Here is a 24,820-nt window from a genome sequence, read left to right as displayed (position 1 = left end):
CCAGGCATGAATACGCTCAAGCGCAGAATGGCTCTCCAGGCAGGCGGTGTCTCCGTGACCTCGACGGCGCTCAGCCTGACGCCTGCCGCGCCGCTGTTGCCCGCGGTGCGGCAGGCGCGCAGCGTGGTCGATCAGGGCACGGGCCATCCGGTCTGTGTCATCGGCCCGGGCCAGCGCTGCGAGCATGCGCTGGTCGACGCCGAGCTCAACCAGCGCCTGTCCGACTACGAGCATCGGGTGCGCGGGCGCTTCAACGGCATTGTCGATGTGCTCAAGCAGATCTCGGCCATGCAGCATGCCCCCGACTTTGCGCAAAGCGCGCAGCGTCTGGCCCAGCAACGGCTGGGCTACACCCTGCCGCAGCAGTTGCTCGACGATGCCTGGGTGTCGGGGCTGGACATGAAGGCGCTGCATGCGCACTGCATTTTCCAGAGCTTCAAGCTTTGCGTCGACCAGACCGAGACGGATCAGGCGCTGTGGCTCGACCGCATGGCGATCACGCCCGATTTCCTCGCGGACTGCGGCTACCACACCGTGGACATCACCCCCTGTGCAGATGGACGGCTGCAGGGCCTGCTGCCCTTCGTGCTGCGCATGGCGCCCAACCGAAATGTCTACCTCAAGGCCTATGCCGGAGCGATGTTCGATGTCGAGGCCGACATGGTCGACTGGGCGCATCGCGAAGTTGAGCGCTTGAGTGGCGGAATTCCTGGCGGCGAGTCGCAGAACTATCTCAAGATCGCTGTCTACCACTTCAGCAGCTCACACGCGCACGAGCAGGGCTGTGCCTTTCATGCCAGCAACGACAAGCAGGCGGTCGAGTCGGCCAAACAACGCCTGGATGAACTGCGCGTTGCAATCGAGCGCACCTATGGGATTGGCGCTGCGCCCGACGTGTTGCTGATCGGCCTAGACACCGATCTGGATGCATTGCGCATCCACCTGCCCGACGCCGACGGCGACGTCAACCCCTATCGCTATGTCGATACCGCCGAACTGTACCGGGACACCGTTGGTCTGTCGGCCGAAGGTGCGCGCGCGCTGATCGCGCAGCGTGTGGACGAGGCGCAGAACATGGACGGCTGGGCACAGGGCCGCGGCGCGATGGCGCCCGGTATGCGCCGGCTGGTGCTGGCCCTGGCCGAGGCGAACCTGTCGCAGATCGAGTACGTCATCCACCATCATCAGGGCCGCTACAGCGTGCTCGGGCATGACGAGGAATTCATCTGCGCCGGAGAAGCCACCGACTATGTGCAGATGCGCAACAAGTACTACTTCGCTCATCTGGACACGGTCGAGGAAGGCGCGCCCGACATCGACGTGGGCATCAAGATTTTCACCGGCCTGAATGTCCAGCACGGCCTGGCCGTGCCGGTGCTCGTGCATTTTTACTACTCGTCACGTGTGCCCGGTTCGCGCGAGCGCGCGCTCAAGCGCGCCCGGCGGGTGAAGGCGGCGATCGAAGCCCGCTACCCGGCGCTGGTCGCGCGCGAGCTGCTGATCTGCCGCGTGGCGCTGTCCGACCGTTTCGACACCGAGCGCTGCGTGTTCGTCGATGAAGCGGTGGCGGATTCAGGACATTGAGGACAGATCGATGCGGATCATGCGAGTCGAAAAGACCCTGGTGTCGACCAACCGGATCGACTCCTTCGGTCATCGCCCGCTGCTGGTGGTGCAGGACAAGCCTGGCGGCACGCGCAGCGTGGCGGTCGATGCGGTGGGCTGCGTGCCCGGCGACTGGGTCATCTGTGTGGGATCGTCAGCGGCGCGCGAGGCGGCGGGCAGCAAGGACTTTCCGTCCGATCTGACCATCGTCGGCATCATCGACCACTGGAATCCGGAGGGCTGATGGAAATCTGGCGGGTCAAGGATGAACTGGTTTGCACGCGGCGGGTGCCGGGGCTGAAAGCCGCGTCACTGCGCGTGCTGCAGGGACAACGAGGCAACATCGAGGTGGCCACCGATCCGGTGGGCGCGCCGGTGGGGACGTGGGTGTTCACTACCCTGGGCAGTGCCGCCAGGCTGGCGATGCCCGACCCGACCGTGACCACGGATCTGACCATCTGCGGAATCATCGACGACTGGGAGGCGTGAGCCCGACCGCGGGTTTTCCGTGCAGTCATGCGAGCAAAGACGGCAATGCGGGCAAGGGGCCCGGTGCCGATGGGTGTGAAGGCGATTTTCGACAAGGAGTGACAAATGGCTGAACGGATGGGCATTGCCCTGGGAATGATCGAGACGCGCGGCCTGGTGCCTGCGATCGAAGCGGCGGATGCCATGTGCAAGGCCGCGGATGTGCGATTGATCGGTCGCCAGTTCGTCGGTGGCGGCTATGTGACCGTGCTGGTGCGCGGCGAAACCGGTGCGGTCAACGCGGCGGTGCGCGCCGGTGCAGACGCCTGCGAGCGGGTGGGCGACGGCCTGGTGGCGGCGCACATCATCGCCCGCGTGCACAGCGAAGTCGAGGGCATTCTGCCCGAAGCGCCAACCGCCTGATCCCCAGCGGTCGGCATTGGTAATTGCAACCTCAATAGGAGCGAAAAATGGCAAACGTGAATGGAATTGCCCTGGGCATGATCGAAACCCGCGGCCTGGTGCCGGCGATCGAGGCGGCTGACGCGATGTGCAAGGCAGCGGAAGTGCGTCTGATCGGTCGCCAGTTCGTCGGCGGCGGCTATGTGACCGTGCTGGTGCGCGGCGAAACCGGTGCGGTCAACGCGGCGGTGCGCGCCGGTGCAGACGCCTGCGAGCGGGTGGGCGACGGCCTGGTGGCGGCGCACATCATCGCCCGCGTGCACAGCGAAGTCGAGGGCATTCTGCCCTCCGCGCCGAGCGCCTAATCGGCAAGCGGCATGAATGCGCCCACCCCGCCCGCATGGCTTGCGCCTGCGGGGGTTTCGGGCCAACCTGAAGGAGAAACTGCAATGGCAAGTGTGACGGGCATTGCCCTGGGCATGATCGAAACCCGCGGCCTGGTGCCGGCGATCGAGGCGGCTGACGCGATGTGCAAGGCAGCGGAAGTGCGTCTGATCGGTCGCCAGTTCGTCGGCGGCGGCTATGTGACCGTGCTGGTGCGCGGCGAAACCGGTGCGGTCAACGCGGCGGTGCGCGCCGGTGCAGACGCCTGCGAGCGGGTGGGCGACGGCCTGGTGGCGGCGCACATCATCGCCCGCGTGCACAGCGAAGTCGAAGGCATCCTGCCGACCCGGCCCGACGCGGACGGCGGTGGCCGCGATGCCGAAATCACCTCCACCCGCAGCTGATCGCGGCAGCGGCCATGGCGGTGGATTCCCGCACTCTGGGCTGGATGACGCGCGCACTCGGTCATGAAATGACCGCGGTGCAGCAATATCTCGCCCAAAGCGTGCTGGCCCGGCTGTGGGGCGATGCGGCGCTGGCGGCCGAACTGCACCGCGAGGCGCTGGAGGAACTCGACCATGCCCGCGCGCTGATGGAAAGGCTCATCCTGCACGGTATCGCGCCGTCGGCCGGTAACCTGCCGCCGGCGCGGCTGGGGCGCAGTCCTGCCGATCTGCGCCAGCAGGATGCGCAACTTGAGGCCGCGGCGGTGCGTTTGTACGCGGATGCGCTGCGCCATGCGCAGCGCGTGCGCGACGATGATTCCGCCGCGCTGTTCGCTCGCCTGCTCGACGAAGAATCCCGGCATCTGCAGCGGGTGCAACACACCGAAGGAGAGCCGCATGGCTGAGCACACCACCGGCTGGCGCGAGCAGGGCAAGCCGCCCACGCTGTTCAAACGCTTTGCATTCGACAGCTACGCGCAGACGCGGTCCTTCCTCGACGCCCTGGCCGCCCTGGCCGAGGAAACCGGGCGGCATCCGCAGAACATCAACTTTGGCACCACCTATGTCAACATCACCCTCGATGCCGAGGATGGCCAGACCATGGGCGCTGCCGAACACGCCTTTGCCGCGCGCATCGACGCGCTGGCGGCCGGGCCGCGCTGAATCATGGCTGCCGCCAAGGTGCTGGCCGTCATCAACCAGAAGGGTGGCGCCGGCAAGACCACGCTGGCGATGAATCTGGCCGCCGGTCTGGCGCGGCGTGGCCCGACCGTGGTCATCGACCTCGATCCGCAGGGGTCGGCGTTGCAGTGGGGCGCAGCCGGCGCACAGCCCTATCCGGCCATGGTCAAGCAGATCGCCGGGCGCTGGGATGGCGCGGCGCTGCGCCATACCTACCTTGCCTACCGGCACATCGTGCTCGACTGCCCGCCATCGCTCGACAGCCATGCGTCCAGCCAGGCGCTGCGCTCGAGCGACATCGCCCTCATTCCCGTGCTGCCTTCGCCGGTCGATCTGTGGGCCAGCCTGCGCCTGCCGCAGGAGGTCGAGGCCGCGCGTCGCCAAAACCCGGGCCTGCGCGCGTATCTGGTGCTCAATCAGATCGAACAGCGCAGCGCGCTGTCGGCGGCAATGCAGGACGCGCTGGCTGAGTTCGGCCTGCCCGTGCTGCGCGCCGCCATGCGTCGACGTGCCATCTACCGCGCCGCGGCGCTCGACGGCCTGTCGGTCTATCAAATGGGCGCCCGCGGCCAGGCGGCGGCGGCCGAGATCGACGCCATCCTCAAGGAGATTGATCTATCATGAGCAGCATCAAGGACAAACTGACCCAGAGCGTGCGCCAGGCGCGCACCGCCCAGCCTGCCAAAACCGCCGCCCCAACGCGCAAGCCTGCAGCCAGGCCGGCGCCTGCGGCCAAGACCGCTGCGGCGTCCCGCGCTGCAGCCGCGCCGGCAACGCTCACCGCCGCTTCGCCGCTGGCCGCAGAGCCCGCACCGTCGGCCTCCACATTGTTTCCGCAGCGCATCTGGCCGGACTGAACCCAACTGCCGGCCTGACTCTGCAGACCCTTTCGAGAAAAACGCCATGCGTCAAGACGACTATGTCCGCACGTACGCGCCGCGCCAGGATGTCCGTGTGGCGCGCGCCGGTTCTGTCATGCCCGCCGCATACCGGCATGCGGCCGACCTGTCCGCTGCGCCTGTGTCCGCTCTGGATGCCTACCGCGTGCCCAGCGAACCGTACTACCGCGCGGTGGGCGACGAAGTCGCTCTCTATGAGGCCGCCTATTCGGTGCGGCTGCCGGTGATGCTCAAGGGGCCGACCGGATGCGGCAAGACCCGCTTTGTCGAGTACATGGCGTGGAAACTCGGCAAGCCGCTGATCACCGTGGCCTGTAACGAGGACATGACCGCCTCCGACCTGGTTGGCCGCTTTCTGCTCGACGCCAACGGCACCCGCTGGCAGGATGGCCCGCTGGCGCTGGCTGCGCGGCTGGGCGCAATCTGCTACCTCGACGAAGTGGTCGAGGCGCGGCAGGACACCACCGTAGCGATCCACCCGCTGACCGATGCCCGGCGCATCCTGCCGCTGGAAAAGAAGGGCGAGATCATCCAGGCGCACCCCGACTTCCAGCTGGTCATCTCGTACAACCCGGGCTATCAAAGCCTGATGAAAGATCTGAAGCAGTCGACCAAGCAGCGCTTTGCCGCACTCGACTTCCACTACCCCGAGCACGAGGTCGAGGCCGAGATCGTCGCGCACGAATCGGGTGTAGGGCTGGATGTGGCCAAGAATCTGGTGCACATTGCCGAGCGTTCGCGCAACCTCAAGGGCCACGGGCTGGACGAGGGTCTGTCCACCCGCATGCTGATTTACGCCGGCTCGCTGATCGCACAGGGCGTGGCGCCGCTGGCCGCCTGCCGCATGGCGCTGGTGCGCCCGATCACCGACGACCCTGACATGCGCGACGCACTCGACGCCGCGGTGACCACCTACTTCTAAAAGCCGCCACGTGCCCGCCCGCGCGGCGGGCGCCGGGGCGTCTGCATCATGGCCATCCACCTCGAGGAATTCCAGGAACTCGTCGACGAGCTGCCGGGCGGCGCGCAGGATCTGCTGCGCGCGTCCTGGGCCGAGGCGGCGCGCGCGTTCTCGGCGCGCGGGTTGGACAACTACCTCAAGGGCGCGCTGGCGCTGCACCAGCTCGGACGCGGCGAGGAGCTGGTGGTCACCTACCTGCAGTCTATGCCCGAGCTGGCGCGCGCCATTGGCGAGGACGTGCTGCCCGACCTGGTCAACTTCCTGCTCTCGATGGCGTCCAAGACCTCGGGGCAAGTGCTGGCGCTGATCGCCGGCACCGCACCGCTGGCCGCGCAGCGCCTGGGCGATGAAGAACTGTTCCGCCAATTCCTTAGCGTGCTCGGGCTGATGCTGGCGCAGGCCCCGCGCGGTCTGCGGCCCATGCTCGAAAACCTCGAGCGCCTGCTGTCGCAGCTCACCCTCGGGGGGCTGCGCCGCTGGGCGCAGTGGGGCGCGCAGGCGTACAAGGCCGATTTTGACGGACAGGTGGCGTACTTCTCGCTGCAAAGCCCCGACGCGCTGTCGGTGCTGCAGCAAGAGCGCAAAGGCACGCTGTTCGTCGATGTGCAGCGGCGGCTGAACATCTACCTGCGCGCGATGTGGGGACGCGACTTTTTCCTGCGCCCCACCGCGGGCGACTTCGAGAACCGCGAGGGTCTGCGGCCCTATATCGAGCGCTATGTGATTCACATCGCCGACGCCTACGATGACTACCGCCCGCTCGGCCCGGACACCCCGCCCGAGCAGGTGGTCGGCGCGCTCGACATCTATCGCGCCGCGGCCAATCACTGCGCAGCGCATCTGGTGTTCACCCTGGCGCCGCTGTCGATGCAGATGCTCTCACCGCTGCAGATCGGGCTGATCGAGCTGATCGAAGACGCGCGGGTCGAGGCGCTGGCCATCGCCCAGTTTCCAAACATGCGCGAGGCCTGGCTGGCGCTGCATCCGCTGCCCGACTTTGGCGCGCCCAAGACCGTCGGCGACCTGCTCAACCGCCTGGCGCGCGCCCTGCTCGAAGATCGCAGTGCCGACCCGCACCCTTGGGTGCAGCAGGCGGTGGCGCAGTTCCGCACCCAGCCCGATCTGCGCGATCCGCAGTTCAGCTGGAACCTGGGCGTGGACCTGTCGCACAGCCTGGCCGCGCTCGACCTGCCCGAGTACAACCGCCGTACCGACGGCCTGCGCGCGATCTACCGCGACGATAACCGCGCCATCTGGGAGCTGGAGGAGTACGACGAGGCGCAGGCGCTGGCCGCGACCTGGGAGACCCGGCAGCAGGTGCGGCGCAAGGTCAACGTCATGGAAATGGTCAACGAGGTGGACAACGAGTTCGCCGGCGACGATGCGCAGGAGGTGTGGATCCTGCCCACCGAGTTCTATCTCGACCAGGAAGGCGTGACCATCAACTCGCTCGAAGGCCGCCCGCCGATTTCCGAGCCGTTTCACTACCCCGAGTGGGACTATCAGATCCAGCTCGACCGCCCCAGCTGGGTCACCGTGCTCGAACGCCATCCGCCGGTGGGCGACCTGGCGGTGATCGAGGCCATCCTCGCCGAGCACAAGCCGGAGGTATCGCGGCTGAAGTTCCTGATCGAGTCGATGATTCCGCAAGGCCTGCAGCGCATCCGCCACCAGGAAGACGGCGACGACATCGACATCGACGCCGCGGTGCGCGCGATGACCGATGTGCGCATGGGCGTGCAGCCCGACCCGCGCATCATGGTGCGCCTCAAACGCGCGCAGCGCGATCTGGCGGTGATGGTGCTGCTCGACATGTCCGAGTCGTCCAACGACAAGGTGCGCGGACATGACTACTCGGTGCTCGACCTCACCCGCTCGGCCACCGTGCTGCTGGCCGAGGCGCTGCAGCGTATCGGCGACCCGTTTGCGATCCACGGCTTCTGTTCCGACGGGCGGCACGATGTGCACTACTACCGCTTCAAGGATTTCGACCAGCCGTATGGCGACTTGGTCAAGGCGCGGCTGGCCGGCATGAAGGGCAGCTATTCCACCCGCATGGGTGCCGCGCTGCGGCACGCCGGCCACTACCTCGCGCAGCAGCCCAAGCGCAAGAAAATCTGCTTCATCGTCACCGACGGCGAGCCCGCTGACAACGATGTGCGCGACCCGCAATACCTGCGGCACGACACCAAGCGCGCGGTCGAGCAACTGCTGCAGCAGGGCGTCACGGTCTATGCCCTGTCGCTCGACCCGCATGCCGATCTGTATGTCTCGCGCATTTTCGGCGTCAAGAACTTCACGGTGATCGACAAGGTCGAGCGCCTGCCCGAAAAACTTCCGATGCTTTACATGAGCCTGACCCGCTGAAGGTGCGCGCCGCATGAAAATCTCCCTGCGCACCTTCGTGTTCATCGACGCGCTGCAGCCGCAGCTCGCCTCGTACCTGGCCACCTCGTCGCAAGGCTTTCTGCCGGTGCCGGGGGATGCCTGCCTGTGGGTCGAGGTGGCCCCCGGCATGGCGGTGCACAGCCTGTCGGACACCGCGCTGAAAAAGACCAGTGTGCGCATGGGTGAGCAGGTGGTCGAGCGCTCCTTTGGCTCGATGGAGCTGCACTACCGTAACCAGAGCGAGGTGCTGGCAGCCGGCGAAGCCATCCTGACCCAGCTCGGCACCCGGGAGGATTCGCGCCTGCGCTGCAAGGTCGCCTGGAACGAAATCATCCGCGCGATCACCCCAGATCACGCCACGCTGATCAACCGCCAGTTCCGCAAGGGCTCGATGCTGCTGCCGGGCAAGAGCATGTTCATCCTCGAGGTCGAACCGGCGGGCTACATCGTCTATGCGGCCAACGAGGCCGAGAAAGCCGCGCAGGTCACTCTGGTCGACGTGCGGCCGTTTGGCACCTATGGGCGGCTGACCATGATGGGCAACGAGGCCGAGGCCGCCGAGGCGCAGCGCGCGGCGATTGCCGCGATCGAGCGGCTGAACCAGACCGCCACGCATCACTGAACCGCAACATTCTCCCATGGACATCGACTCCACCGCCAAACGCCTGCTGTTTTCCACCGTGCGGGTGGACACCGTGCTCGAAGACGGCAGCGAGGGCTCGGGTACCGCATTCGTCGTGCGCCATGCGCATGGCCGGGGGGTGTCAGACTTCGTCGTCACCAACCGGCATCTGGTCGAGGGCGTGCGGCGCGGCGGACTGGTGTTCACGCAAAAGCGCCAGGGTCGGCCGGCGTTCGGCCAGCGCTTTCAGATCAACATCGACGAGTTTCCCGCCGCCTGGTTTCTCCATCCCGATGCCCAGATCGATCTGGCACTGGTGCCGCTGGCGCCGCTGCAGCAGGCGGCGCAACAGCAGGGCGTGGAGCTCTATGTCGAACCAATCGACAGCCGCCTGATTCCCGATGCGGCCACCTGGCAGCAGTTCGACGCGCTGGAAGACGTGCTGTTCGTCGGCTATCCCAGCGGGGTGTGGGATCAGATCAACCTCATGCCCATCCTGCGCCGCGGCACTACCGCCACGCCGGCGGCGCTGGATTTCGAGGGCCAGCGCCAGTTCCTGATCGATGCCGCGGTCTACCCCGGATCGAGCGGCAGTCCGGTGTTCATCGAACGCCGCGGACCGCAGCCGCTGCGACGCGAGGCCACGCGCGACCTGCTGTTCGCCGGCGTGGTGGCCGCGGTGTTTTTCCGCGAAGAGGCGCATGCCATCGTGCCCGCCCCGGTGCCGGCCAACAACCGTGGTATGGCGCTGGGCGTGGAGATGATCGACCTAGGGCTGATCATCAAATCCGATAAAGTGTCGGAACTCATCCACGCCTATCTGCAACGCTGGGCCGGCTGAAGCGCCCCATCCACGCAATCCGCGCGCAGCGCCTGCAGCCTTTTCCTCCTGGCGCACACCATGCAAGACAAACCGATCTACTGCGGCTATCACGCCGATGCACATGGCATTACCCAGCTTGGGCGGATCGTGCTCGATGCCTGGGTGTTCGGTCTGCTGCCCGAAACCGAAGACTGCAAGGGCTGGGATCTGCAGCGCATGCAGGCCCTGATGCAAAAGGTCGAGGCGCAGTGGGATCAGTACGGCAACCTGCCTAGCCGCCTGCCGGCCGAACTCGCCGAGCGCCACCGCGCGCTGTATGCGCGGGCGATGCAGCGCGCGCAGCAGCACGGCTGGAATCCCGAACTCGACGACGAGGATTGAGTTGTGAAGATGTCGTCGCAAGCGGCCTGCTGCCCATGCGCGCGGCGCGCAGGGTCGAGACAAATCAATCAGATCGGCAAGGCCCGAGCACCGCGCTCTACGGCCAGCGGGCCGCGCAGCAGAACGATTCACAACTTCTGACCCGGTCGGCGCGCAGCTGCGCCCGTACCATCGGGTCATCGCAGACCTCGCCTTGCCATTGCCCATGTCCGCACTCGATGCCCTGGCCGCGTCCACCGTCGTCGTGGCCGATACCGCCGATCTGGATTTGCTGCAGCGCTGGCGTGCGCGCGATGCAACGACCAACCCCAGCCTGATCCGCAAGGTCGCAGCCGATCCGCGCTACCACGCGCTGGTGGGTGCGGCGGTGCGCGCCAGCGCCGACGTGGACGATCGCCTCGACGATCTGCTCGTGGCCTTCGGTCTGGAAATCCTGCAGCGCGTGCCCGGGCGGGTGTCCACCGAGGTCGATACCCGGCTGTCGCACGACACCGACGCCACCGTGCGCCGCGCCCGCGCGCTGATGGCGCGCTACGCCGCAGAAGGTGTCTCGCGCGAGCGCGTGCTCATCAAGATTGCCGCCACCTGGGAAGGCATTGCCGCAGCGCGCCAGCTCGAGGCCGAAGGCATTCACTGCAACCTCACCCTGCTGTTCAGCTTCACACAGGCGCAGGCTTGCGCCGCGGCGGGTGTGCAGCTCATTTCGCCGTTCGTCGGTCGCATCACCGACTGGCATCGGCAGCAGGCTGGCGCCGCCTGGGATGCCCAGGCGCATCGCGGCGCCCGCGATCCCGGGGTGCAGGCCGTGGTGCGTATCTGGCGTTATTACAAGCAGCAGGGCGCGCACACCGAGGTGATGGGCGCGAGCTTTCGCGATATCGACCAAATCGCCGCGCTGGCCGGCTGCGACCTGCTGACCATTCCGCCCGTCCTGCTCGACACCCTGGCCGCCAGCGACCGGGCCATGCCACGCCAGCTCGACGCCGCACGTCCCGGGCCGGTCACCGACCCGCAGCCGCCGCGGCTCAGCCAGGCGGACTTCGTCCAGGGTATGCGGGCCGACCGCATGGCCAGCGAGAAGCTCGACGAAGGCGTGCGGCTGTTCAGCGCCGACACCGAGGCGCTGCTGCAACAGCTTGCACAGGTCTGAGCCCGCCTCTGTCGTTACGCCCGATGCGCTTTTACATCCCGCCTGCCGAGGCGGCGCTGTCGCCCGGTCCCTGCGTCTTGCCCGAAGCCAGTGCGCGGCATCTCAAGGTGTTGCGGCTAAAGCCAGGCGACCCTGTCACCGTGTTCGACGGCACTGGCGGTGAGTGGGACGCCCGGGTGCACGATGGCCACACCCTGCTGCTCGGCCAGCATCATGCGGTGGAGCGCGAGGCGCCTGTGCAGGTGCTGCTCGCGGTGGGCATGCCGGCCAACGAGCGCATGGACACGCTGGTGGAAAAGGCGGTAGAACTGGGCGTAGCGCAACTGCAGCCGTTGCTGACCCGCCGCAGCGTGCTGCGCCTGCAGGGCGAGCGCGCCGCGCGCCGTGTGGCGCACTGGCAGGGCGTGGCGATCGCCGCCTGCGAACAATGCGGTCGCAACCGCATTCCGCTGATCGCGCCGGTCGCCTGCCTGCCAGACTGGCTGCGGCACATCGCGCAGCAAGCCGGCGATGTGCACCGCTGCCTGCTGAGCCCGACCGCCACCGCGCCGCTGCAGCCCTTCGCCCCCGGCGCGTCGGTGTGTCTGGTCTCCGGGCCGGAGGGCGGACTCGATGCACAGGAAGTCGAGCAACTGATCTCTGCCGGGTTTCGCCCGGTCAGCCTCGGGCCCCGGATACTGCGCGCCGACACTGCACCGCTGGCCGCGTTGGTGCGGTCCTGTCCCTAGTGTGAACAGGGTCCAGACCTGCCGCACACAAGGCGGGGCCAAACAGCGCGATGTGGCCTTGACCTGGCCTCAGGGCGTGATGGCTGGCTCGCCGAGCAGCGGCGAGATGACATTGCCGAACGTCTCCGCGAGGAAGGACTCGCCATGCTCGAGAATGAAATAGCGAAACGCCTCCGCGCCCGGCGAGAGCAGCTTGGCCAGGCTGTTGACCGCGTACCAGCGCCGCAGCAGCGGCATGCCCTCGATCTGCGGCACGGCCAGCAGACCGCTGCGCAGCTCCAGCTCGATGGTGTGCAGCGACAGAAAACTGATGCCCATATTGGCCATCACCGCTTGCTTGATGGTCTCGTTGCTCTGCATCTCGGTGAACATCGGCAATTCCATCTGGCGCTGGTTCAGATACTCCTCGAACGTCGCGCGCGTGCCCGAGCCCGGCTCGCGGATGATGAAATTGCACTGCGTCAGCACCGACGCCGGATGCGGCCCTCCGCTGGCAAGCGGATGCTGCGGCGAGGCGATGATGCCCATCGGGTGCGCGGCAAACGGCTCGGCGCGGGTGGCCACGTCGCGCGGCGGGCGGCCCATGATCGCCAGATCCAGCTCGCTGTTCTGCAGCTGATGCACCAGCTGCTCGCGGTTGCCCACTGACAGCCGCAGTTCCACATGCGGATACTCGGCATGAAACCGCGCCAGCAGTCGCGGCACGAAATACTGCGCCGTGCTGACCATGCCGATGGTTAGCCGCCCTGCCTTGATACCGCGCAGCCGCGCCATTGCATCTTCGGCATCCTTCAGCGTGGCCAGCACTTTGCGGGCATAGACCACCAGATACTCGCCGGTGAGGGTCAGGCTGACTGACTTGCCTTGACGCTCGAACAGTGGCAGCCCCACCTGGGCCTCGAGCTCCCGGATCTGCATCGATACGGCAGGCGGGGTGAGGTGCATTTCCTTGGCAGCCTTGCCAAAATGCAGGTGGCGCGCCGCGGCGCTGAACACCCGAAGTTGCCGCAGTGTGGCATTTTTCATCAGCGTTCCTGATCTCAAGATCAATAAATCGTGAATTTACCTTAATTTCGATTGCCGCTTAAATACGCAACTTGCGATTTCGGTCTGTGGCGCCTGCGCCGTGGCCTGCCCTGCCATCGCACCGTTTGTGAACGGGCTCCGAAGTTCGCTTCCGGAGCTTTTACCGCAGCCGATGAAGTCTGTTCATGCGAGTCTCCGTTTTGGGGCTGCGGGCTTTTTGAAGTGACTTGGCGCATTCGTGTCAGGTTTTTTCAAAAAGTCATCGGGTCTCGCGCCAGCGGCTTGTCCTGCCGGGTGTCGGTGGGGCCACATGCTGACCGAGGCCCTTCAACATTGGGAGCCATACCATGCAGTCCGGTCGCACCACAGTCTCAAAATTTCTCATCGAGCAATTGCACGGCACGGATGACCAGGCCGATCTGGCCGCGCTGCTGGTGGATGTGACCGCGGCGGTCAAGGCCATCTCCGCGATGACCTCCAAGGGTGCGCTCGGCGGCTTTCTCGGCGCGCTCGACACCCAGAACGTACAGGGCGAGGTGCAGAAAAAGCTCGACGTGCTGTCCAACGAGGCCATCATCCAGGCCTGCGAATGGGGTGGTCTGGTTGCCGGCATGGCGTCCGAGGAAATGGACGAGCCCTACACCCTGCCCAAGGAATACGAGCGCGGTCCCTATCTGCTGATCTTCGATCCGCTCGACGGATCGAGCAACACCGATGTCAACGTCTCGGTTGGCACCATTTTTTCGGTACTGCGTCACACCAGGATCGGCGAGCCTACCGTGGCCGATTATCTGCGTCCCGGGGTCGAGCAGGTGGCTGCCGGCTATGCCATCTACGGCCCGGCCACCATGCTGGTGCTCACCGTCGGCAAGGGGACGCACGGTTTCACGCTCGATCGCGAAATCGGCAACTTCATCCTCACCCATCCCAATCTGCAGATTCCGGCCGACACCAGCGAGTTTGCAATCAACACCAGCAACGAGCGCTTCTGGGAGCCGCCTGTGCAGCGCTATGTGGCCGAATGCAAGGCCGGCAAGACCGGGCCGCGCGGGCGCGACTTCAACACCCGCTGGATCGCGTCGATGGTGGCCGATGTGCATCGCATCCTGATGCGCGGCGGCATCTTCATGTACCCTAAGGACACCAAAGACCCGAGCAAGCCCGGCCGCCTGCGTCTGATGTACGAGGCCAACCCGATCGGCATGATCGTTGAGCAGGCCGGCGGCGCGGCTTCCACCGGTCGCGGCCGCATCCTGGAGGTGCAGCCGACCTCACTGCACCAACGCGTGCCGGTGATGCTCGGCTCGAAAAACGAAATCGAGCGTCTGGAGCGCTATCACGGCGAATATGATCGGGGCGAGGACAAGGCTTTCGAATCCCCGCTGTTCAAAGAGCGCTCGCTGTATCGCGACGAGGCCCGCGGCTGATTCTTGCGCTGTCCGCGCCGGGTCAGCGCAGGCCCGGCGGCGGCAGCGGCCGGCATCACCGATCCCTGCTGCGCCCCGCATCCGAGCGGGCGCGGCATGCACAGATTTCCTTGTATTGAAAAGAGGCTCGCACCATGTCTGTCAAACATCCCATCATTGCCATCACCGGCTCGTCGGGCGCCGGCACCACTACGGTGATGCGCAGCTTCCAGCACATTTTCCGCCGCGAAAAGCTCACCGCGCAGATCGTCGAGGGCGACTCCTTCCACCGCTACAACCGTGCCGAAATGCGCGAGGAGATGAAAAAGCAGGAAGCCGCCGGTAACCGCCATTTCAGCCACTTCGGCCCCGAGGCCAACCTGCTCGATGAACTCGAAAACGTGTTCAAGACCTATGGTGAAACCGGCGGCGGCAAGGTGCGCAAATACATCCACGATGCAAGCGAGGCCGCCGAATTCGGCGTCGAGCCGGGCAACTTCACCGAGTGGAAAGAGATCGCGCCTGGCTCAGATCTGATGTTCTACGAAGGTCTGCACGGCGGCTATGCCGACGACAAGATCAATGTTGCCAAGCATGTGGACCTGCTGGTGGGCGTGGTGCCGATCATCAACCTCGAGTGGATCCAGAAGTTGCACCGCGACCAGATCCAGCGCGGCTATTCGCAGGAAGCGGTGATGGACACCATCCTGCGCCGCATGCCCGATTATGTGCATCACATCACCCCGCAGTTCTCGCGCACCCATGTCAACTTCCAGCGCGTGCCCACGGTCGACACCTCCAACCCCTTCATCGCCAAGGACATTCCCAGTCTGGACGAGAGCATGGTGGTGATCCGTTTCGCCAATCCAAAGGGCATCGACTTTCCCTACTTGCTGTCGATGCTGCATGACTCGTGGATGAGCCGCCCCAACACCCTGGTCGTGCCCGGCGGCAAGATGGGGTTGGCGATGCAGCTCATTTTCACTCCGATGATCCTGCGCCTGATGGACCTCAAGCGCCGTGCCGGTTAAACCTGGGATACGCACCATGACCACCCTGCAAATCGACACCCAACAACGCCGCCGTCTGGCCAACGCCATTCGCTTTCTCGCCATCGACGCGGTGCAGGCCGCCAACTCCGGCCACCCCGGCGCGCCAATGGGCATGGCCGACATCGCCGAGGTGCTGTGGCGCAACCACCTGCACCACAACCCAGCCAATCCGCACTGGCCCAACCGCGATCGCTTCGTGCTGTCCAACGGCCACGGCTCGATGCTGCTGTATGCCTTGCTGCACTTGACCGGCTACGACCTGCCGATCGACGAGCTCAAGCGCTTCCGTCAACTGCACAGCAAGACTCCCGGCCACCCAGAAGTGGGCTACACCCCGGGTGTGGAGACGACCACCGGCCCGCTCGGCCAGGGCATCGCCAACGCAGTCGGCATGGCGCTGGCCGAGAAGGTACTCGCCGCGCAGTTCAACCGCTCGGGCCACACCATCGTCGATCACCACACCTATGTGTTCCTCGGCGACGGTTGCCTGATGGAAGGCATCAGCCACGAGGCCTGCTCGTTGGCCGGCACGCTCAAGCTGAACAAGCTCATCGCCTACTACGACGACAACGGCATCTCGATCGACGGTCATGTCGAGCACTGGTTCTCCGACGACACCGCCAAGCGCTTCGAGGCCTACGGCTGGAACGTCATCGGACCGATCGACGGGCATGACGCAGTCGCCGTGGAAAAGGCCACCGCCGAGGCCAAAATGAGCGAGCGGCCGACGCTGATCATCTGTCGCACCACCATCGGCTGGGGCGCGCCGAACAAGGCCGGCACGCACGATGTGCACGGCGCGGCGCTTGGCCAGGCAGAGGCCGACGCCACCCGCCGCGCGCTCGGCTGGGACTATGCTCCGTTTGAGATCCCGGCAGATATCTATCAAGCCTGGGACGCCAGGTTCCACGGCGCCAAGCTCGAGGCCGACTGGAACGCGCGTTTTGCCGCTTATGAGCAGGCACACCCGGAGCTCGCTGCCGAATTCAAGCGGCGCATGGCCGGCGAACTGCCCCAGAGCTGGGGGCAGACCGTGCAGACCCTTTATGCCAAGGCGCGCGAAGTCACCGCTCCGACCGCCACGCGCAAGGCCTCGCAGATCGCGCTGGAAACGCTGGTGCCGGCGCTGCCCGGGCTGTTCGGCGGCTCGGCCGACCTGACCGGCTCGAACCTCACCGCGGCCAAGGCCTCGGTCTCGTTCGAAAAGGCTGCACCGGGGGCGCCGTTCAACTATCTGTCGTACGGCGTGCGCGAGTTCGGCATGGTCGCGATGATGAACGGCATGGCGCTGCACGGCGGCTTTTTGCCCTACGGCGGCACCTTTCTGATGTTCTCCGACTATTCGCGCAACGGTGTGCGCATGAGCGCGCTGATGAAGCAGCGCGTGATCCACGTGTTCTCGCACGACTCCATCGGTCTGGGCGAGGACGGACCGACGCACCAGCCGATCGAACAGACCTCCAGCCTGCGCCTGATCCCCAATCTGGACGTGTGGCGCCCGGCCGACGTGCTCGAGACTGCCGTGGCCTGGAAGCAGTCGATCGAGCGCAAGCATGGCCCCAGCGCCTTGCTGCTGTCGCGCCAGAACCTGGTGGCCACGCAGCACCCCGAGCAGGCCGAGCACTTGATTGCCCGCGGCGGATACGTGCTGTCCGAAGCCGCCGGCGGCAAGCCGCAGATCGTGCTCATCGCCACCGGCTCGGAAGTCGAGATCGCGCTCAAGGCGCAGGGCCTGCTGGCCGAGCAGGGCGTGGCCGCCCGCGTGGTGTCCATGCCATGCACCAATGCCTTTGACCGGCAGGACGCGGACTACCGCAACACCGTGCTGCCCACAGGCGTGCCACGCGTGGCCATCGAGGCCGGACATCCCGATTTCTGGCACAAGTACGTGGGCCTGAGTGGCGGCATCGTCGGCATTTCCACCTTTGGCGAATCCGCTCCGGCGCCGCAGCTCTACCAGCACTTCAAGATCACGCCCGAGCACACCGTGGCCGTGGCCCGGTCGGTGCTGCAGGCGGCCTGAAGCCAAGCATGTCGTGCACCATGTCCACCCCGCTCGACCTCGTGATGTTCGACCTGGACGGCACGCTGGTCGAGACCGCACCGGAAATCGCCGACGCGGTCAATGACCTGCTGCGCGACCAGCAACTGCCCGAAGTCCCCGAACATCTGATCCGCGCCTGGATCGGGCATGGCACGCGCGAACTGCTGCTGCATGCCTATGCCCACGCCACCGGTCTGGAAGAAGACACTGTGCGGCGCACCGGCACGCTCGACATCCTGATGCCGCGGTTTTCCGAGTTCTACGCGGTGCGTACCGGGCAGCGCAGCCGCCTATACCCCGACGTGCTGGACACTCTGCGGGCGCTGCGCGGCGCGCAGGTGCGCATCGCCCTGGTCACCAACAAGGAGCAGCGCTTTGCCACCACGGTGCTGATGGTGCACGGCATCCGGCATTACTTCGACATGGTGGTCGCCGGCGACACCCTGGAGGCCAAGAAGCCCGATCCGCTGCCGGTACGCTACTGCCTGGATGCATTCAAAGTGGACGCCCGCCGCGCGCTGCTGGTTGGCGACTCCGAAATCGATGTCGCCACCGCACGCGCTGCTGGCGTGGCGGTGTGGGCCGTTCCCTATGGCTATAACCACGGCAAGCCCATCGCCCTGGCCGCGCCCGACCGCGTGATCCCGACCGTGGCCGCGGTGGCCGAGGCGGTGCAGGCCGTCGCGCTACCGTCGGCAGGCTGAACCCCCCATGTCCATGACTTCGCCCTTTTCTTTCACCGTTCATTCAGGAGATCTCACATGACCATTCGTGTTGCCATCAATGGGTTCGGCCGCATCGGCCGCATGGTGTTCCGCGCCGTGGCACAGGAGGCCGAATTCAAGGACCTCGAAATCGTCGCGATCAACGACCTGCTCGAGCCCGACTACCTGGCCTACATGCTGCAGTACGACTCGGTGCACGGCCGCTTCAACGGCACCGTGGGCGTGGAGGGCAACCATCTCGTAGTCAACGGCAAAAAAATCCGCCTGACCGCCGAGCGCGATCCGGCCAACCTCAAGTGGAATGAGGTGAATGCCGACGTGGTGGTCGAAGCGACCGGCTTTTTCCTCACCCTGGACACCTGCCAGAAACACCTCGACGCCGGCGCGAAAAAGGTGGTGCAGTCCGCCCCGTCGAAGGACGACACGCCGATGTTCGTCTACGGCGTCAACCACACCAAGTACGCCGGCGAGAAAATCGTCTCCGCCGCCTCGTGCACCACCAACTGCCTGGCGCCGGTTGCCAAGGTGCTGCACGACAGCTTCGGCATCAAGCGCGGGCTGATGAGCACGGTGCACGCCGCCACCGCCACCCAGAAGACCGTCGACGGCCCATCGAGCAAGGACTGGCGCGGCGGCCGTGGCATCCTCGACAACATCATCCCGTCGAGCACCGGCGCGGCCAAGGCGGTCGGCAAGGTCATCCCCGAGCTGAACAAAAAGCTCACTGGCATGGCGTTTCGCGTGCCCACCCCCGATGTGTCGGTGGTCGACCTGACCGTCGAGCTCGAGAAGGCGGCCAGTTACGACGACATTTGCAAAGCGATGAAAGCCGCCTCCGAAGGCGCGCTCAAGGGCGTGCTCGGCTACACCGAGGACAAGGTGGTCTCCACTGACTACCGCGGCTGCTCGATGCCGTCGATTTTCGACGCCGAGGCCGGCATCGCGCTCGATCCCACCTTCGTCAAGGTCGTGTCCTGGTACGACAACGAATACGGCTACACCTGCAACATGATGCGCTTCGTCAAGCACGTCGCCAGCCACTGATGTCCCCGCCCCGCAGCCTGTGCGCAGACTTGCGGGGTGTCGAACCGAGGAGAGTCCGATGCAGATCCTGACCTTTGAAGAAGTGTGCAAGCGCGGCCTGGCGCAGGACAAGCGGGTGTTCATCCGCGCCGATCTGAACGTCCCGCTCAACGACAAGGGCGAAATCACCGAGGACACCCGCGTGCGCGCCTCCGTGCCCGCGGTGAAAATGGCGCTCGACGCCGGCGCCGCGGTGATGATCACCTCGCACCTGGGCCGTCCCACCGAGGGCGAGCTCCGGCCCGAAGATTCGCTGGCCCCTGTGGCCAGGCGCCTGAGCGAGCTGCTCGGCTTGCCGGTGCGGCTACAGGCCAACTGGGTCGATGGCGGCTTCGAGGTGCGCCCTGGCGAGGTGGTCATGCTCGAAAACGCCCGGGTCAACAAGGGCGAGAAAAAGAACGATGACGCGCTGGCGCAAAAAATCGCCAAGCTCTGCGACATCTACGTCAACGACGCCTTCGGCACCGCGCACCGTGCCGAGGCGACGACCCACGGCATCGCCAAATACGCGCCGATCGCCTGCGCCGGCCCGCTGCTCGCTGCAGAGATCGACGCCATCAGCCGCGCGCTGGAAAAGCCGGCGCGCCCGCTGGTGGCCATCGTCGCCGGCTCCAAGGTCTCGACCAAGCTGACCATCTTGCAGGCGCTGGCCGACAAGGTCGACGGCCTGATCGTTGGCGGCGGCATCGCCAACACCTTCATGCTTGCTGCCGGACTGCCGATCGGCAAGAGCCTGGCCGAGCCCGATCTGGTGGGTGAGGCGAAGAAGGTGATGGACAAGATGAAGGCGCGCGGCGCCGAGGTGCCGATCCCGGTCGACGTGGTCGTGGCCGACCGCTTTGCCGCCGACGCGACCGCAACGGTCAAGGATGCCAAGGACGTCGGCCCTGACGACATGATTCTCGACATCGGGCCGAAAACCGCGCAACTGCTCGCCGACAAGCTCAAGTCCGCCGGCACCATCGTCTGGAACGGCCCGGTGGGCGTGTTCGAGTTCGACGCCTTTGCCAACGGCACCAAGACCCTGGCCGAGGCCATTGCCGCAAGCCCGGCCTTTTCGATTGCCGGTGGCGGCGATACTCTGGCGGCGATCGCCAAATACGGCATCGCCGACAAGATCGGCTATATCTCCACCGGCGGCGGCGCCTTCCTCGAGGTGCTCGAAGGCAAGACCCTGCCCGCCTTCGACATCCTGCAGCAGCGCGCCAAGCAGCTCTTGTCCTGAACCTGTTGTCGCATTCGATTCCCCGATTTTCCTTCTCTGAGGAGACCATCATGGCCCTGATTTCCCTGCGTCAACTGCTCGACCATGCTGCCGAGCATTCCTACGGCGTTCCCGCGTTCAACGTCAACAACCTGGAGCAGATGCGCGCCATCATGGAGGCCGCTGCCGAAACCGACTCGCCGGTCATCGTCCAGGCCTCGGCCGGCGCGCGCAAATACGCCGGCGCACCGTTCCTGCGCCACCTCATCCTCGCCGCGATCGAGGAATTCCCTGACATCCCGGTGTGCATGCACCAGGACCACGGCACCAGCCCGGCGGTGTGCCAGCGCTCGATCCAGCTCGGCTTTTCGTCGGTGATGATGGACGGCTCGCTCGGCACCGACGGCAAGACCCCGACTACCTATGAATACAACGTCGAGGTCACGCGCAAGGTGGTCGAAATGGCGCATGCCTGCGGCGTGTCGGTCGAGGGCGAACTCGGCTGCCTGGGCTCGCTCGAAACCGGCACCGCCGGTGAGGAAGACGGCATCGGCGCCGAAGGCAAGCTCGACCACAGCCAGCTGCTGACCGATCCGGACGAAGCCGCCGACTTCGTCAAAAAGACGCATGTCGACGCGCTGGCGATCGCCATCGGCACCAGCCACGGCGCGTACAAGTTCACTCGCCCGCCGACCGGCGACATTCTCGCCATCGACCGCATCAAGGAAATCCACAAGCGCATCCCGACCGTGCACCTGGTCATGCACGGCTCGTCGAGCGTGCCGCAGGAATGGCTCAAGATCATCAACGCGTACGGCGGCGACATGGGCGAGACCTACGGCGTGCCGGTCGAGGAAATCGTCGAGGGCATCAAGCACGGCGTGCGCAAGGTCAACATCGACACCGACCTGCGCATGGCCTCCACCGGCGCCACCCGCAAATTCCTGCACGACCATCCGAAGGAATTCGACCCGCGCAAGTTCCTCGCCGCCTCGACCAAGGCGATGAAGGAAATCTGCAAGGCGCGCTACGAAGCCTTCGGCACCGCGGGCAAGGCCAGCAAGATCAAGCCCATCAGCCTGGAAGACATGTACAAGCGCTACGAAAAGGGCCAGCTCGACCCCAAGGTCAACTGATTCCGGCCTGATCGCTTTGCCCACGCACACCCCCGGCACCCGCCGGGGTTGTCGTCTGTGCCTCGACCAACACGATCCTCTGTGCGAAGGAGACCGTCATGGCTGCCACCGCCGACCCTCTGCAACGCGGCTTTGCCGCCCCCGACTTTTCGCTGCCCGGCATCGACGGGCGCACCTACACCTTGGCCGACGTGCGCGGCCCCAAGGGCCTGCTGGTCATGTTCATCTGCAACCACTGCCCGTATGTGCAGGCCGTGGCCGACCGCATCCGCCGCGATACCGATGCGCTGCGCGCGCTGGGCGTGCATGCCGTGGCGATCAACAGCAACGACGTGATCGCCTATCCCGAGGACTCCTTCGACAACATGAAGCTGTTTGCCGCGAAGCACGGCTTTTCCTTCCCGTATCTGTTCGACGAATCGCAGGTCGTGGCCAAGGCCTACGGCGCGGTGTGCACCCCGGACTTTTTCGGCTTCAACGCCGACCTGAAGCTGCAGTACCGCGGCCAGCTCGACGCTTCGCGCAAGCAGGCCGCGCCGCCTGATGCACGGCGCGATCTGTTCGAGGCGATGAAACAGATCGCCGCCACCGGCATCGGCCCCGAGGAGCAATACCCGAGCATCGGCTGCTCGATCAAGTGGAAGGACGCAGCGTGAGCGCGCAGTCGCTGCAGGCACTGATTTTCGATGTCGACGGCACGCTGGCCGAGACCGAACGCGACGGCCACCGCATCGCTTTCAACCAGGCCTTTGCCGATCTCGGTCTGGACTGGCACTGGGACATACCCACCTACGGCCGGCTGCTGGCCATCACCGGCGGCAAGGAGCGTATGTTGGCCTACTGGCACGAGATCGACCCCAAGGCCGCATCCAGCGCGGGCGCGCCCGCGCTGATCGCCGAGCTGCACCGGCGCAAGACCGCGCACTATGTGCGTCTCGTGGCCGAAGGTGGCATCGGCCTGCGCCCGGGTGTGCACCGCGTGCTCGAGCAGGCGCATGACGCCGGGCTGCGGCTGGCGATCGCCACCACCACCACGCCGGACAATGTCCAGGCGCTGATCCACGCCACACTGGGCGTGCAGGGCATGCGCCAATTCGAGGTGGTTGGCGCCGGAGATGTCGTGCCGCGCAAGAAACCCGACCCGAGCATTTACACCTGGGTGCTGCAGCGCATGGATCTGCATCCCGAACAGGCGCTGGCGTTCGAGGATTCGAGCAACGGCCTGCGCGCCGCGCAAGGTGCAGGGCTGCGCACCGTGATCACCACCGGTGCCTACACCCACCACGAACGATTCGACGGTGCGCTCGCCTGGCTCGATGGCCTGGGCGAAGCCGATGCACCGGCGCATGGCCGGGTGCGTGGACAGCCGTGGTCGGGCGTGGTCGGTCTGGCCGAGCTGCGCCAGTGGGCGGATTGAGCGCGACGCGCGCGCCCTATCCGATCACGCTCAGCGACAGCGGCGGCAGCACGATGCCCTGCGCATCCTGCGGCCCGATTGCACGGCGCAGATGCCGCACCAGCGCCGGTTGCGCCGCGTTTGGCGCGGTGTACTGATCGAGCCGCGCGGTCTTGCCGATCCAGCTTCCAAGCAGCACGCGCACCGGCTGCGCACCGCGGTTGATCACCAGCACCCGGCTGCCGCTGGTGCCGATGAAACTGGCGCCGACCACTGCGGCCGCGCCTTCAGTCCCCGGGCCGGCCAGCCGCGGCCCGCCGGCAAAGTCGAGCTGAACCAGATTGCTCGCCCGGTCTGCCGCGCGCATCCAGGCTGCGGCCAGCGCCCTCGGGCGGCTGCACAGCATGGCCGTCGGCAGCACGGCCTGGGCCGCTGGCACCGAGGCCTGATTGAGCCGGTGCAGCAACGCGACAGACGCATCGAGCTGCGCAGACCAGGCCGGTGCGGCGGTCCGCATGCCGTCGCAGTCGGGCTGCAGCCCAGCGAGCAGCTGCGCAGGCAGGATGCGCATTAGGTCGTCAGGTCCCGCGGTCAGGCTGCGCAATGTATCGGGGGAAGACTGGGCGTGTGCGGGCAGCATCGCAGCGCACAGCCCCGCCAGGCAAAGTGCGACAAGACCACGGCCGCGCGAGGTCAGAAATTGTGAATTTTTCTGCTGTGCGGCCTGCTGGCCGCTCGCGACGTCATCTTCACGACTTTTCAGCGGTGGGTGAAAACGCATGGATCAGCAATGCAGACAGGCGCCGCAACACCTGCGGCCCAATTTCAGAGCCGCCGCGGCGCGCAGAGTTCCGCCGCGCCGGCCCGGCTCATCCCTGCCGCAAGATTTGCCGGGCGCAGGCCAGCGCCAGTTCGCCATAGCCGCCGCCGAACAGCAGGGCATGGTTGAGCACGTGGTAGAGCTGATAGACCGGACGGCGCCGGGCGTAGCCCACGGCCTCATGCCCGGCGACGTCGGCGTACGCCAGCCAGAAATCCGCAGGCGGGCTGCCGAACAGTTCCATCATCGCCAGTTCGGCCTCGGCATGGCTGCGTGACACCGCGGGGTCGAAGATCACCGGGCTGCCGTCGGCCAGCATGCCCCAATTGCCGCTCCACAGATCGCCATGGATCAGGCTGGGGCGCACCGCAGCCGGGGCAAGCGCGCCCCAGTACGCGATCACCTGCTCTACCGCGTCGAGCAGCGCGGCGCCGGCCCCGCGCGCGGCCAGGCGATCGTGTAGCGGTTGCAGGCGGCGCTGGTTGAAAAAACGCACCCAGTCCTGCGGCGGATCGACCGCACGGTTGTCCTGCAGCGTTGCGCCCAGCATGTTGTCGCGCGCCCAGCCGAACGCCGGCGCGGCGGGGGCCGCATGCAGTGCGCCGAGTGCAGCGCCGAAGCGGGCGCCAAAGCCGGCGCCCGGTGGCTGCAGCGCCAGCCACTCCAGCGCAAGCAGGGTGCTGCCGTCGGCCGCAGGATCGATTAGCGCGCGCACCGCGGGTACGCGGATGCAGCCGGTCGCCTCGATTGCGGCTAGGCCGTCGGCCTCGCAGCGCAGCGCTTCGGCCGCCGCGCCGCTGGCGACCTTGACAAAACAAGCCCCCTGCGCCGACTCGGCCCGCCAGGTGGCGCAAAAGCCGCTCAACCCCAGCGGACGCGCCGACCAGCTGCCGCCGAGCGCCTCGGCCAGCGCGACGGCAACCGCTTGCGCGTCGGGGGTGCTGAAAGGCTTGGGCATGGCGATCGCCGCTGGGCGGCCAAATCAGAAGG

The 24,820-nt window shown here is 66.3% G+C and carries 29 protein-coding genes; 26 read left to right on the top strand and 3 right to left on the bottom strand.

The annotated features are described in order from the left end of the window. The first annotated feature begins 6 nt into the window (after window positions 1-6). The 17 genes from ACZ47F_RS03695 to ACZ47F_RS03615 all read left to right on the top strand — a co-directional run bounded on the left by ACZ47F_RS03695 (window position 7) and on the right by ACZ47F_RS03615 (window position 11,938). A complete protein-coding gene (locus ACZ47F_RS03695; protein WP_464925950.1) occupies window positions 7-1,584 on the top strand; it encodes a carboxysome shell carbonic anhydrase in 1,578 nt (525 codons plus the stop codon). A gap of 10 nt (window positions 1,585-1,594) precedes the next feature. Beyond that, a complete protein-coding gene (locus ACZ47F_RS03690) occupies window positions 1,595-1,849 on the top strand; it encodes a carboxysome peptide A (protein ID WP_464925949.1) in 255 nt (84 codons plus the stop codon). Beyond that, on the top strand, window positions 1,849-2,094 hold the full coding sequence (locus ACZ47F_RS03685) for a carboxysome peptide B (protein WP_464925948.1): 246 nt from the start codon (window positions 1,849-1,851) through the stop codon (window positions 2,092-2,094). Before ACZ47F_RS03690 ends, ACZ47F_RS03685 begins: the two co-directional genes overlap by 1 nt. 105 nt (window positions 2,095-2,199) lie before the next feature. Beyond that, window positions 2,200-2,496, top strand: coding sequence for a BMC domain-containing protein (locus tag ACZ47F_RS03680; protein ID WP_464925947.1), 297 nt, complete (start codon window positions 2,200-2,202; stop codon window positions 2,494-2,496). Window positions 2,497-2,543: 47 nt separating this feature from the next. Beyond that, on the top strand, window positions 2,544-2,840 hold the full coding sequence (locus ACZ47F_RS03675) for a BMC domain-containing protein (protein ID WP_464925946.1): 297 nt from the start codon (window positions 2,544-2,546) through the stop codon (window positions 2,838-2,840). 84 nt (window positions 2,841-2,924) lie between these two features. Beyond that, the gene (locus ACZ47F_RS03670; protein WP_464925945.1) at window positions 2,925-3,263 is read left to right on the top strand and encodes a BMC domain-containing protein; all 339 of its coding nucleotides are present in this window, start codon (window positions 2,925-2,927) and stop codon (window positions 3,261-3,263) included. A 14-nt stretch (window positions 3,264-3,277) separates the two neighbouring features. Further along, the gene (locus tag ACZ47F_RS03665) at window positions 3,278-3,709 is read left to right on the top strand and encodes a ferritin-like domain-containing protein (protein ID WP_464925944.1); all 432 of its coding nucleotides are present in this window, start codon (window positions 3,278-3,280) and stop codon (window positions 3,707-3,709) included. Continuing rightward, window positions 3,702-3,968, top strand: coding sequence for a 4a-hydroxytetrahydrobiopterin dehydratase (locus ACZ47F_RS03660; protein ID WP_464925943.1), 267 nt, complete (start codon window positions 3,702-3,704; stop codon window positions 3,966-3,968). The genes ACZ47F_RS03665 and ACZ47F_RS03660 overlap by 8 nt, the downstream gene beginning before the upstream one ends. A gap of 3 nt (window positions 3,969-3,971) precedes the next feature. Continuing rightward, entirely contained in the window at window positions 3,972-4,610 is a 639-nt protein-coding gene (parA, locus tag ACZ47F_RS03655; protein ID WP_464925942.1) for a ParA family partition ATPase, read from the top strand. Beyond that, window positions 4,607-4,843, top strand: a complete 237-nt coding sequence (locus ACZ47F_RS03650; RefSeq protein ID WP_464925941.1) for a hypothetical protein — start codon at window positions 4,607-4,609, stop codon at window positions 4,841-4,843. The genes parA and ACZ47F_RS03650 overlap by 4 nt, the downstream gene beginning before the upstream one ends. A 118-nt stretch (window positions 4,844-4,961) precedes the next feature. Next, window positions 4,962-5,807: a CbbQ/NirQ/NorQ domain-containing protein gene (locus tag ACZ47F_RS03645; protein WP_464926565.1), complete on the top strand. Its 846-nt coding sequence runs from the start codon at window positions 4,962-4,964 to the stop codon at window positions 5,805-5,807. Between the two features lie 48 nt (window positions 5,808-5,855). Then, window positions 5,856-8,213, top strand: coding sequence for a nitric oxide reductase activation protein NorD (locus ACZ47F_RS03640; protein ID WP_464925940.1), 2,358 nt, complete (start codon window positions 5,856-5,858; stop codon window positions 8,211-8,213). Between the two features lie 13 nt (window positions 8,214-8,226). Continuing rightward, window positions 8,227-8,856, top strand: coding sequence for a hypothetical protein (locus ACZ47F_RS03635; protein ID WP_464925939.1), 630 nt, complete (start codon window positions 8,227-8,229; stop codon window positions 8,854-8,856). Between the two features lie 16 nt (window positions 8,857-8,872). After that, on the top strand, window positions 8,873-9,697 hold the full coding sequence (locus tag ACZ47F_RS03630) for a S1 family peptidase (protein ID WP_464925938.1): 825 nt from the start codon (window positions 8,873-8,875) through the stop codon (window positions 9,695-9,697). 60 nt (window positions 9,698-9,757) lie between these two features. Beyond that, window positions 9,758-10,060, top strand: a complete 303-nt coding sequence (locus tag ACZ47F_RS03625) for a hypothetical protein (protein WP_464925937.1) — start codon at window positions 9,758-9,760, stop codon at window positions 10,058-10,060. 205 nt (window positions 10,061-10,265) lie between these two features. Further along, entirely contained in the window at window positions 10,266-11,210 is a 945-nt protein-coding gene (locus ACZ47F_RS03620; protein ID WP_464925936.1) for a transaldolase, read from the top strand. A 23-nt stretch (window positions 11,211-11,233) separates the two neighbouring features. Then, window positions 11,234-11,938: a 16S rRNA (uracil(1498)-N(3))-methyltransferase gene (locus ACZ47F_RS03615; RefSeq protein ID WP_464925935.1), complete on the top strand. Its 705-nt coding sequence runs from the start codon at window positions 11,234-11,236 to the stop codon at window positions 11,936-11,938. Between the two features lie 69 nt (window positions 11,939-12,007). Here the strand turns inward: ACZ47F_RS03615 and ACZ47F_RS03610 are convergent, their stop codons facing one another. Further along, complete coding sequence (locus ACZ47F_RS03610; RefSeq protein WP_464925934.1) at window positions 12,008-12,964, bottom strand: LysR substrate-binding domain-containing protein; 957 nt, start codon at window positions 12,962-12,964, stop codon at window positions 12,008-12,010. Window positions 12,965-13,311: 347 nt separating this feature from the next. Here ACZ47F_RS03610 and ACZ47F_RS03605 point away from each other — a divergent pair, with 347 nt between their 5' ends. From ACZ47F_RS03605 to ACZ47F_RS03565, 9 genes are all read left to right on the top strand, one after another. After that, on the top strand, window positions 13,312-14,391 hold the full coding sequence (locus ACZ47F_RS03605; protein ID WP_464925933.1) for a class 1 fructose-bisphosphatase: 1,080 nt from the start codon (window positions 13,312-13,314) through the stop codon (window positions 14,389-14,391). A gap of 134 nt (window positions 14,392-14,525) precedes the next feature. Continuing rightward, the gene (locus ACZ47F_RS03600; protein ID WP_464925932.1) at window positions 14,526-15,401 is read left to right on the top strand and encodes a phosphoribulokinase; all 876 of its coding nucleotides are present in this window, start codon (window positions 14,526-14,528) and stop codon (window positions 15,399-15,401) included. A gap of 16 nt (window positions 15,402-15,417) precedes the next feature. Then, entirely contained in the window at window positions 15,418-17,445 is a 2,028-nt protein-coding gene (tkt, locus tag ACZ47F_RS03595; RefSeq protein WP_464925931.1) for a transketolase, read from the top strand. 20 nt (window positions 17,446-17,465) lie between these two features. Continuing rightward, window positions 17,466-18,170 (top strand): phosphoglycolate phosphatase, encoded by a 705-nt coding sequence (gph, locus tag ACZ47F_RS03590; protein WP_464925930.1) that lies wholly within the window; start codon window positions 17,466-17,468, stop codon window positions 18,168-18,170. A gap of 57 nt (window positions 18,171-18,227) precedes the next feature. Then, complete coding sequence (gap, locus tag ACZ47F_RS03585) at window positions 18,228-19,235, top strand: type I glyceraldehyde-3-phosphate dehydrogenase (RefSeq protein ID WP_464925929.1); 1,008 nt, start codon at window positions 18,228-18,230, stop codon at window positions 19,233-19,235. Window positions 19,236-19,293: 58 nt separating this feature from the next. Then, window positions 19,294-20,499 carry a phosphoglycerate kinase gene (locus ACZ47F_RS03580; RefSeq protein ID WP_464925928.1) on the top strand — a complete coding sequence of 402 codons (1,206 nt, stop codon included), beginning with the start codon at window positions 19,294-19,296 and terminating at the stop codon, window positions 20,497-20,499. A 50-nt stretch (window positions 20,500-20,549) separates the two neighbouring features. Further along, window positions 20,550-21,614, top strand: coding sequence for a class II fructose-bisphosphate aldolase (gene fba / locus ACZ47F_RS03575; protein ID WP_464925927.1), 1,065 nt, complete (start codon window positions 20,550-20,552; stop codon window positions 21,612-21,614). A gap of 98 nt (window positions 21,615-21,712) precedes the next feature. Then, window positions 21,713-22,270: a thioredoxin family protein gene (locus ACZ47F_RS03570; protein ID WP_464925926.1), complete on the top strand. Its 558-nt coding sequence runs from the start codon at window positions 21,713-21,715 to the stop codon at window positions 22,268-22,270. Then, window positions 22,267-23,031, top strand: coding sequence for an HAD family hydrolase (locus ACZ47F_RS03565; protein WP_464925925.1), 765 nt, complete (start codon window positions 22,267-22,269; stop codon window positions 23,029-23,031). Before ACZ47F_RS03570 ends, ACZ47F_RS03565 begins: the two co-directional genes overlap by 4 nt. A 16-nt stretch (window positions 23,032-23,047) precedes the next feature. Here the strand turns inward: ACZ47F_RS03565 and ACZ47F_RS03560 are convergent, their stop codons facing one another. Both ACZ47F_RS03560 and ACZ47F_RS03555 read right to left on the bottom strand, forming a co-directional pair. After that, window positions 23,048-23,581 (bottom strand): hypothetical protein, encoded by a 534-nt coding sequence (locus tag ACZ47F_RS03560; protein WP_464925924.1) that lies wholly within the window; start codon window positions 23,579-23,581, stop codon window positions 23,048-23,050. A 298-nt stretch (window positions 23,582-23,879) separates the two neighbouring features. Then, window positions 23,880-24,788: a fructosamine kinase family protein gene (locus ACZ47F_RS03555; RefSeq protein WP_464925923.1), complete on the bottom strand. Its 909-nt coding sequence runs from the start codon at window positions 24,786-24,788 to the stop codon at window positions 23,880-23,882. Window positions 24,789-24,820 lie beyond the last annotated feature (32 nt).

This window comes from Thiomonas islandica (genome assembly GCF_055383445.1).
The sequence above is the reverse complement of the archived record's forward strand: the minus strand, read 5'-3'. Positions and strand labels throughout refer to the sequence as shown.

Coding starts and splice junctions, on each gene's coding strand:
- ACZ47F_RS03560 (WP_464925924.1), bottom strand. CDS start 23,581: ATGCGCATCCTGCCTGCGCAGCTGCTCGCTGGGCTGCAGCCCGACTGC.
- ACZ47F_RS03630 (WP_464925938.1), top strand. CDS start 8,873: ATGGACATCGACTCCACCGCCAAACGCCTGCTGTTTTCCACCGTGCGG.
- ACZ47F_RS03570 (WP_464925926.1), top strand. CDS start 21,713: ATGGCTGCCACCGCCGACCCTCTGCAACGCGGCTTTGCCGCCCCCGAC.
- ACZ47F_RS03605 (WP_464925933.1), top strand. CDS start 13,312: ATGCAGTCCGGTCGCACCACAGTCTCAAAATTTCTCATCGAGCAATTG.
- gph (WP_464925930.1), top strand. CDS start 17,466: ATGTCCACCCCGCTCGACCTCGTGATGTTCGACCTGGACGGCACGCTG.
- ACZ47F_RS03615 (WP_464925935.1), top strand. CDS start 11,234: ATGCGCTTTTACATCCCGCCTGCCGAGGCGGCGCTGTCGCCCGGTCCC.
- ACZ47F_RS03620 (WP_464925936.1), top strand. CDS start 10,266: ATGTCCGCACTCGATGCCCTGGCCGCGTCCACCGTCGTCGTGGCCGAT.
- ACZ47F_RS03680 (WP_464925947.1), top strand. CDS start 2,200: ATGGCTGAACGGATGGGCATTGCCCTGGGAATGATCGAGACGCGCGGC.
- ACZ47F_RS03610 (WP_464925934.1), bottom strand. CDS start 12,964: ATGAAAAATGCCACACTGCGGCAACTTCGGGTGTTCAGCGCCGCGGCG.
- ACZ47F_RS03660 (WP_464925943.1), top strand. CDS start 3,702: ATGGCTGAGCACACCACCGGCTGGCGCGAGCAGGGCAAGCCGCCCACG.
- ACZ47F_RS03580 (WP_464925928.1), top strand. CDS start 19,294: ATGCAGATCCTGACCTTTGAAGAAGTGTGCAAGCGCGGCCTGGCGCAG.
- ACZ47F_RS03600 (WP_464925932.1), top strand. CDS start 14,526: ATGTCTGTCAAACATCCCATCATTGCCATCACCGGCTCGTCGGGCGCC.
- ACZ47F_RS03670 (WP_464925945.1), top strand. CDS start 2,925: ATGGCAAGTGTGACGGGCATTGCCCTGGGCATGATCGAAACCCGCGGC.
- ACZ47F_RS03555 (WP_464925923.1), bottom strand. CDS start 24,788: ATGCCCAAGCCTTTCAGCACCCCCGACGCGCAAGCGGTTGCCGTCGCG.
- ACZ47F_RS03665 (WP_464925944.1), top strand. CDS start 3,278: ATGGCGGTGGATTCCCGCACTCTGGGCTGGATGACGCGCGCACTCGGT.
- ACZ47F_RS03685 (WP_464925948.1), top strand. CDS start 1,849: ATGGAAATCTGGCGGGTCAAGGATGAACTGGTTTGCACGCGGCGGGTG.
- ACZ47F_RS03690 (WP_464925949.1), top strand. CDS start 1,595: ATGCGGATCATGCGAGTCGAAAAGACCCTGGTGTCGACCAACCGGATC.
- ACZ47F_RS03625 (WP_464925937.1), top strand. CDS start 9,758: ATGCAAGACAAACCGATCTACTGCGGCTATCACGCCGATGCACATGGC.
- ACZ47F_RS03695 (WP_464925950.1), top strand. CDS start 7: ATGAATACGCTCAAGCGCAGAATGGCTCTCCAGGCAGGCGGTGTCTCC.
- gap (WP_464925929.1), top strand. CDS start 18,228: ATGACCATTCGTGTTGCCATCAATGGGTTCGGCCGCATCGGCCGCATG.
- ACZ47F_RS03675 (WP_464925946.1), top strand. CDS start 2,544: ATGGCAAACGTGAATGGAATTGCCCTGGGCATGATCGAAACCCGCGGC.
- tkt (WP_464925931.1), top strand. CDS start 15,418: ATGACCACCCTGCAAATCGACACCCAACAACGCCGCCGTCTGGCCAAC.
- parA (WP_464925942.1), top strand. CDS start 3,972: ATGGCTGCCGCCAAGGTGCTGGCCGTCATCAACCAGAAGGGTGGCGCC.
- ACZ47F_RS03645 (WP_464926565.1), top strand. CDS start 4,962: ATGCCCGCCGCATACCGGCATGCGGCCGACCTGTCCGCTGCGCCTGTG.
- fba (WP_464925927.1), top strand. CDS start 20,550: ATGGCCCTGATTTCCCTGCGTCAACTGCTCGACCATGCTGCCGAGCAT.
- ACZ47F_RS03650 (WP_464925941.1), top strand. CDS start 4,607: ATGAGCAGCATCAAGGACAAACTGACCCAGAGCGTGCGCCAGGCGCGC.
- ACZ47F_RS03635 (WP_464925939.1), top strand. CDS start 8,227: ATGAAAATCTCCCTGCGCACCTTCGTGTTCATCGACGCGCTGCAGCCG.
- ACZ47F_RS03640 (WP_464925940.1), top strand. CDS start 5,856: ATGGCCATCCACCTCGAGGAATTCCAGGAACTCGTCGACGAGCTGCCG.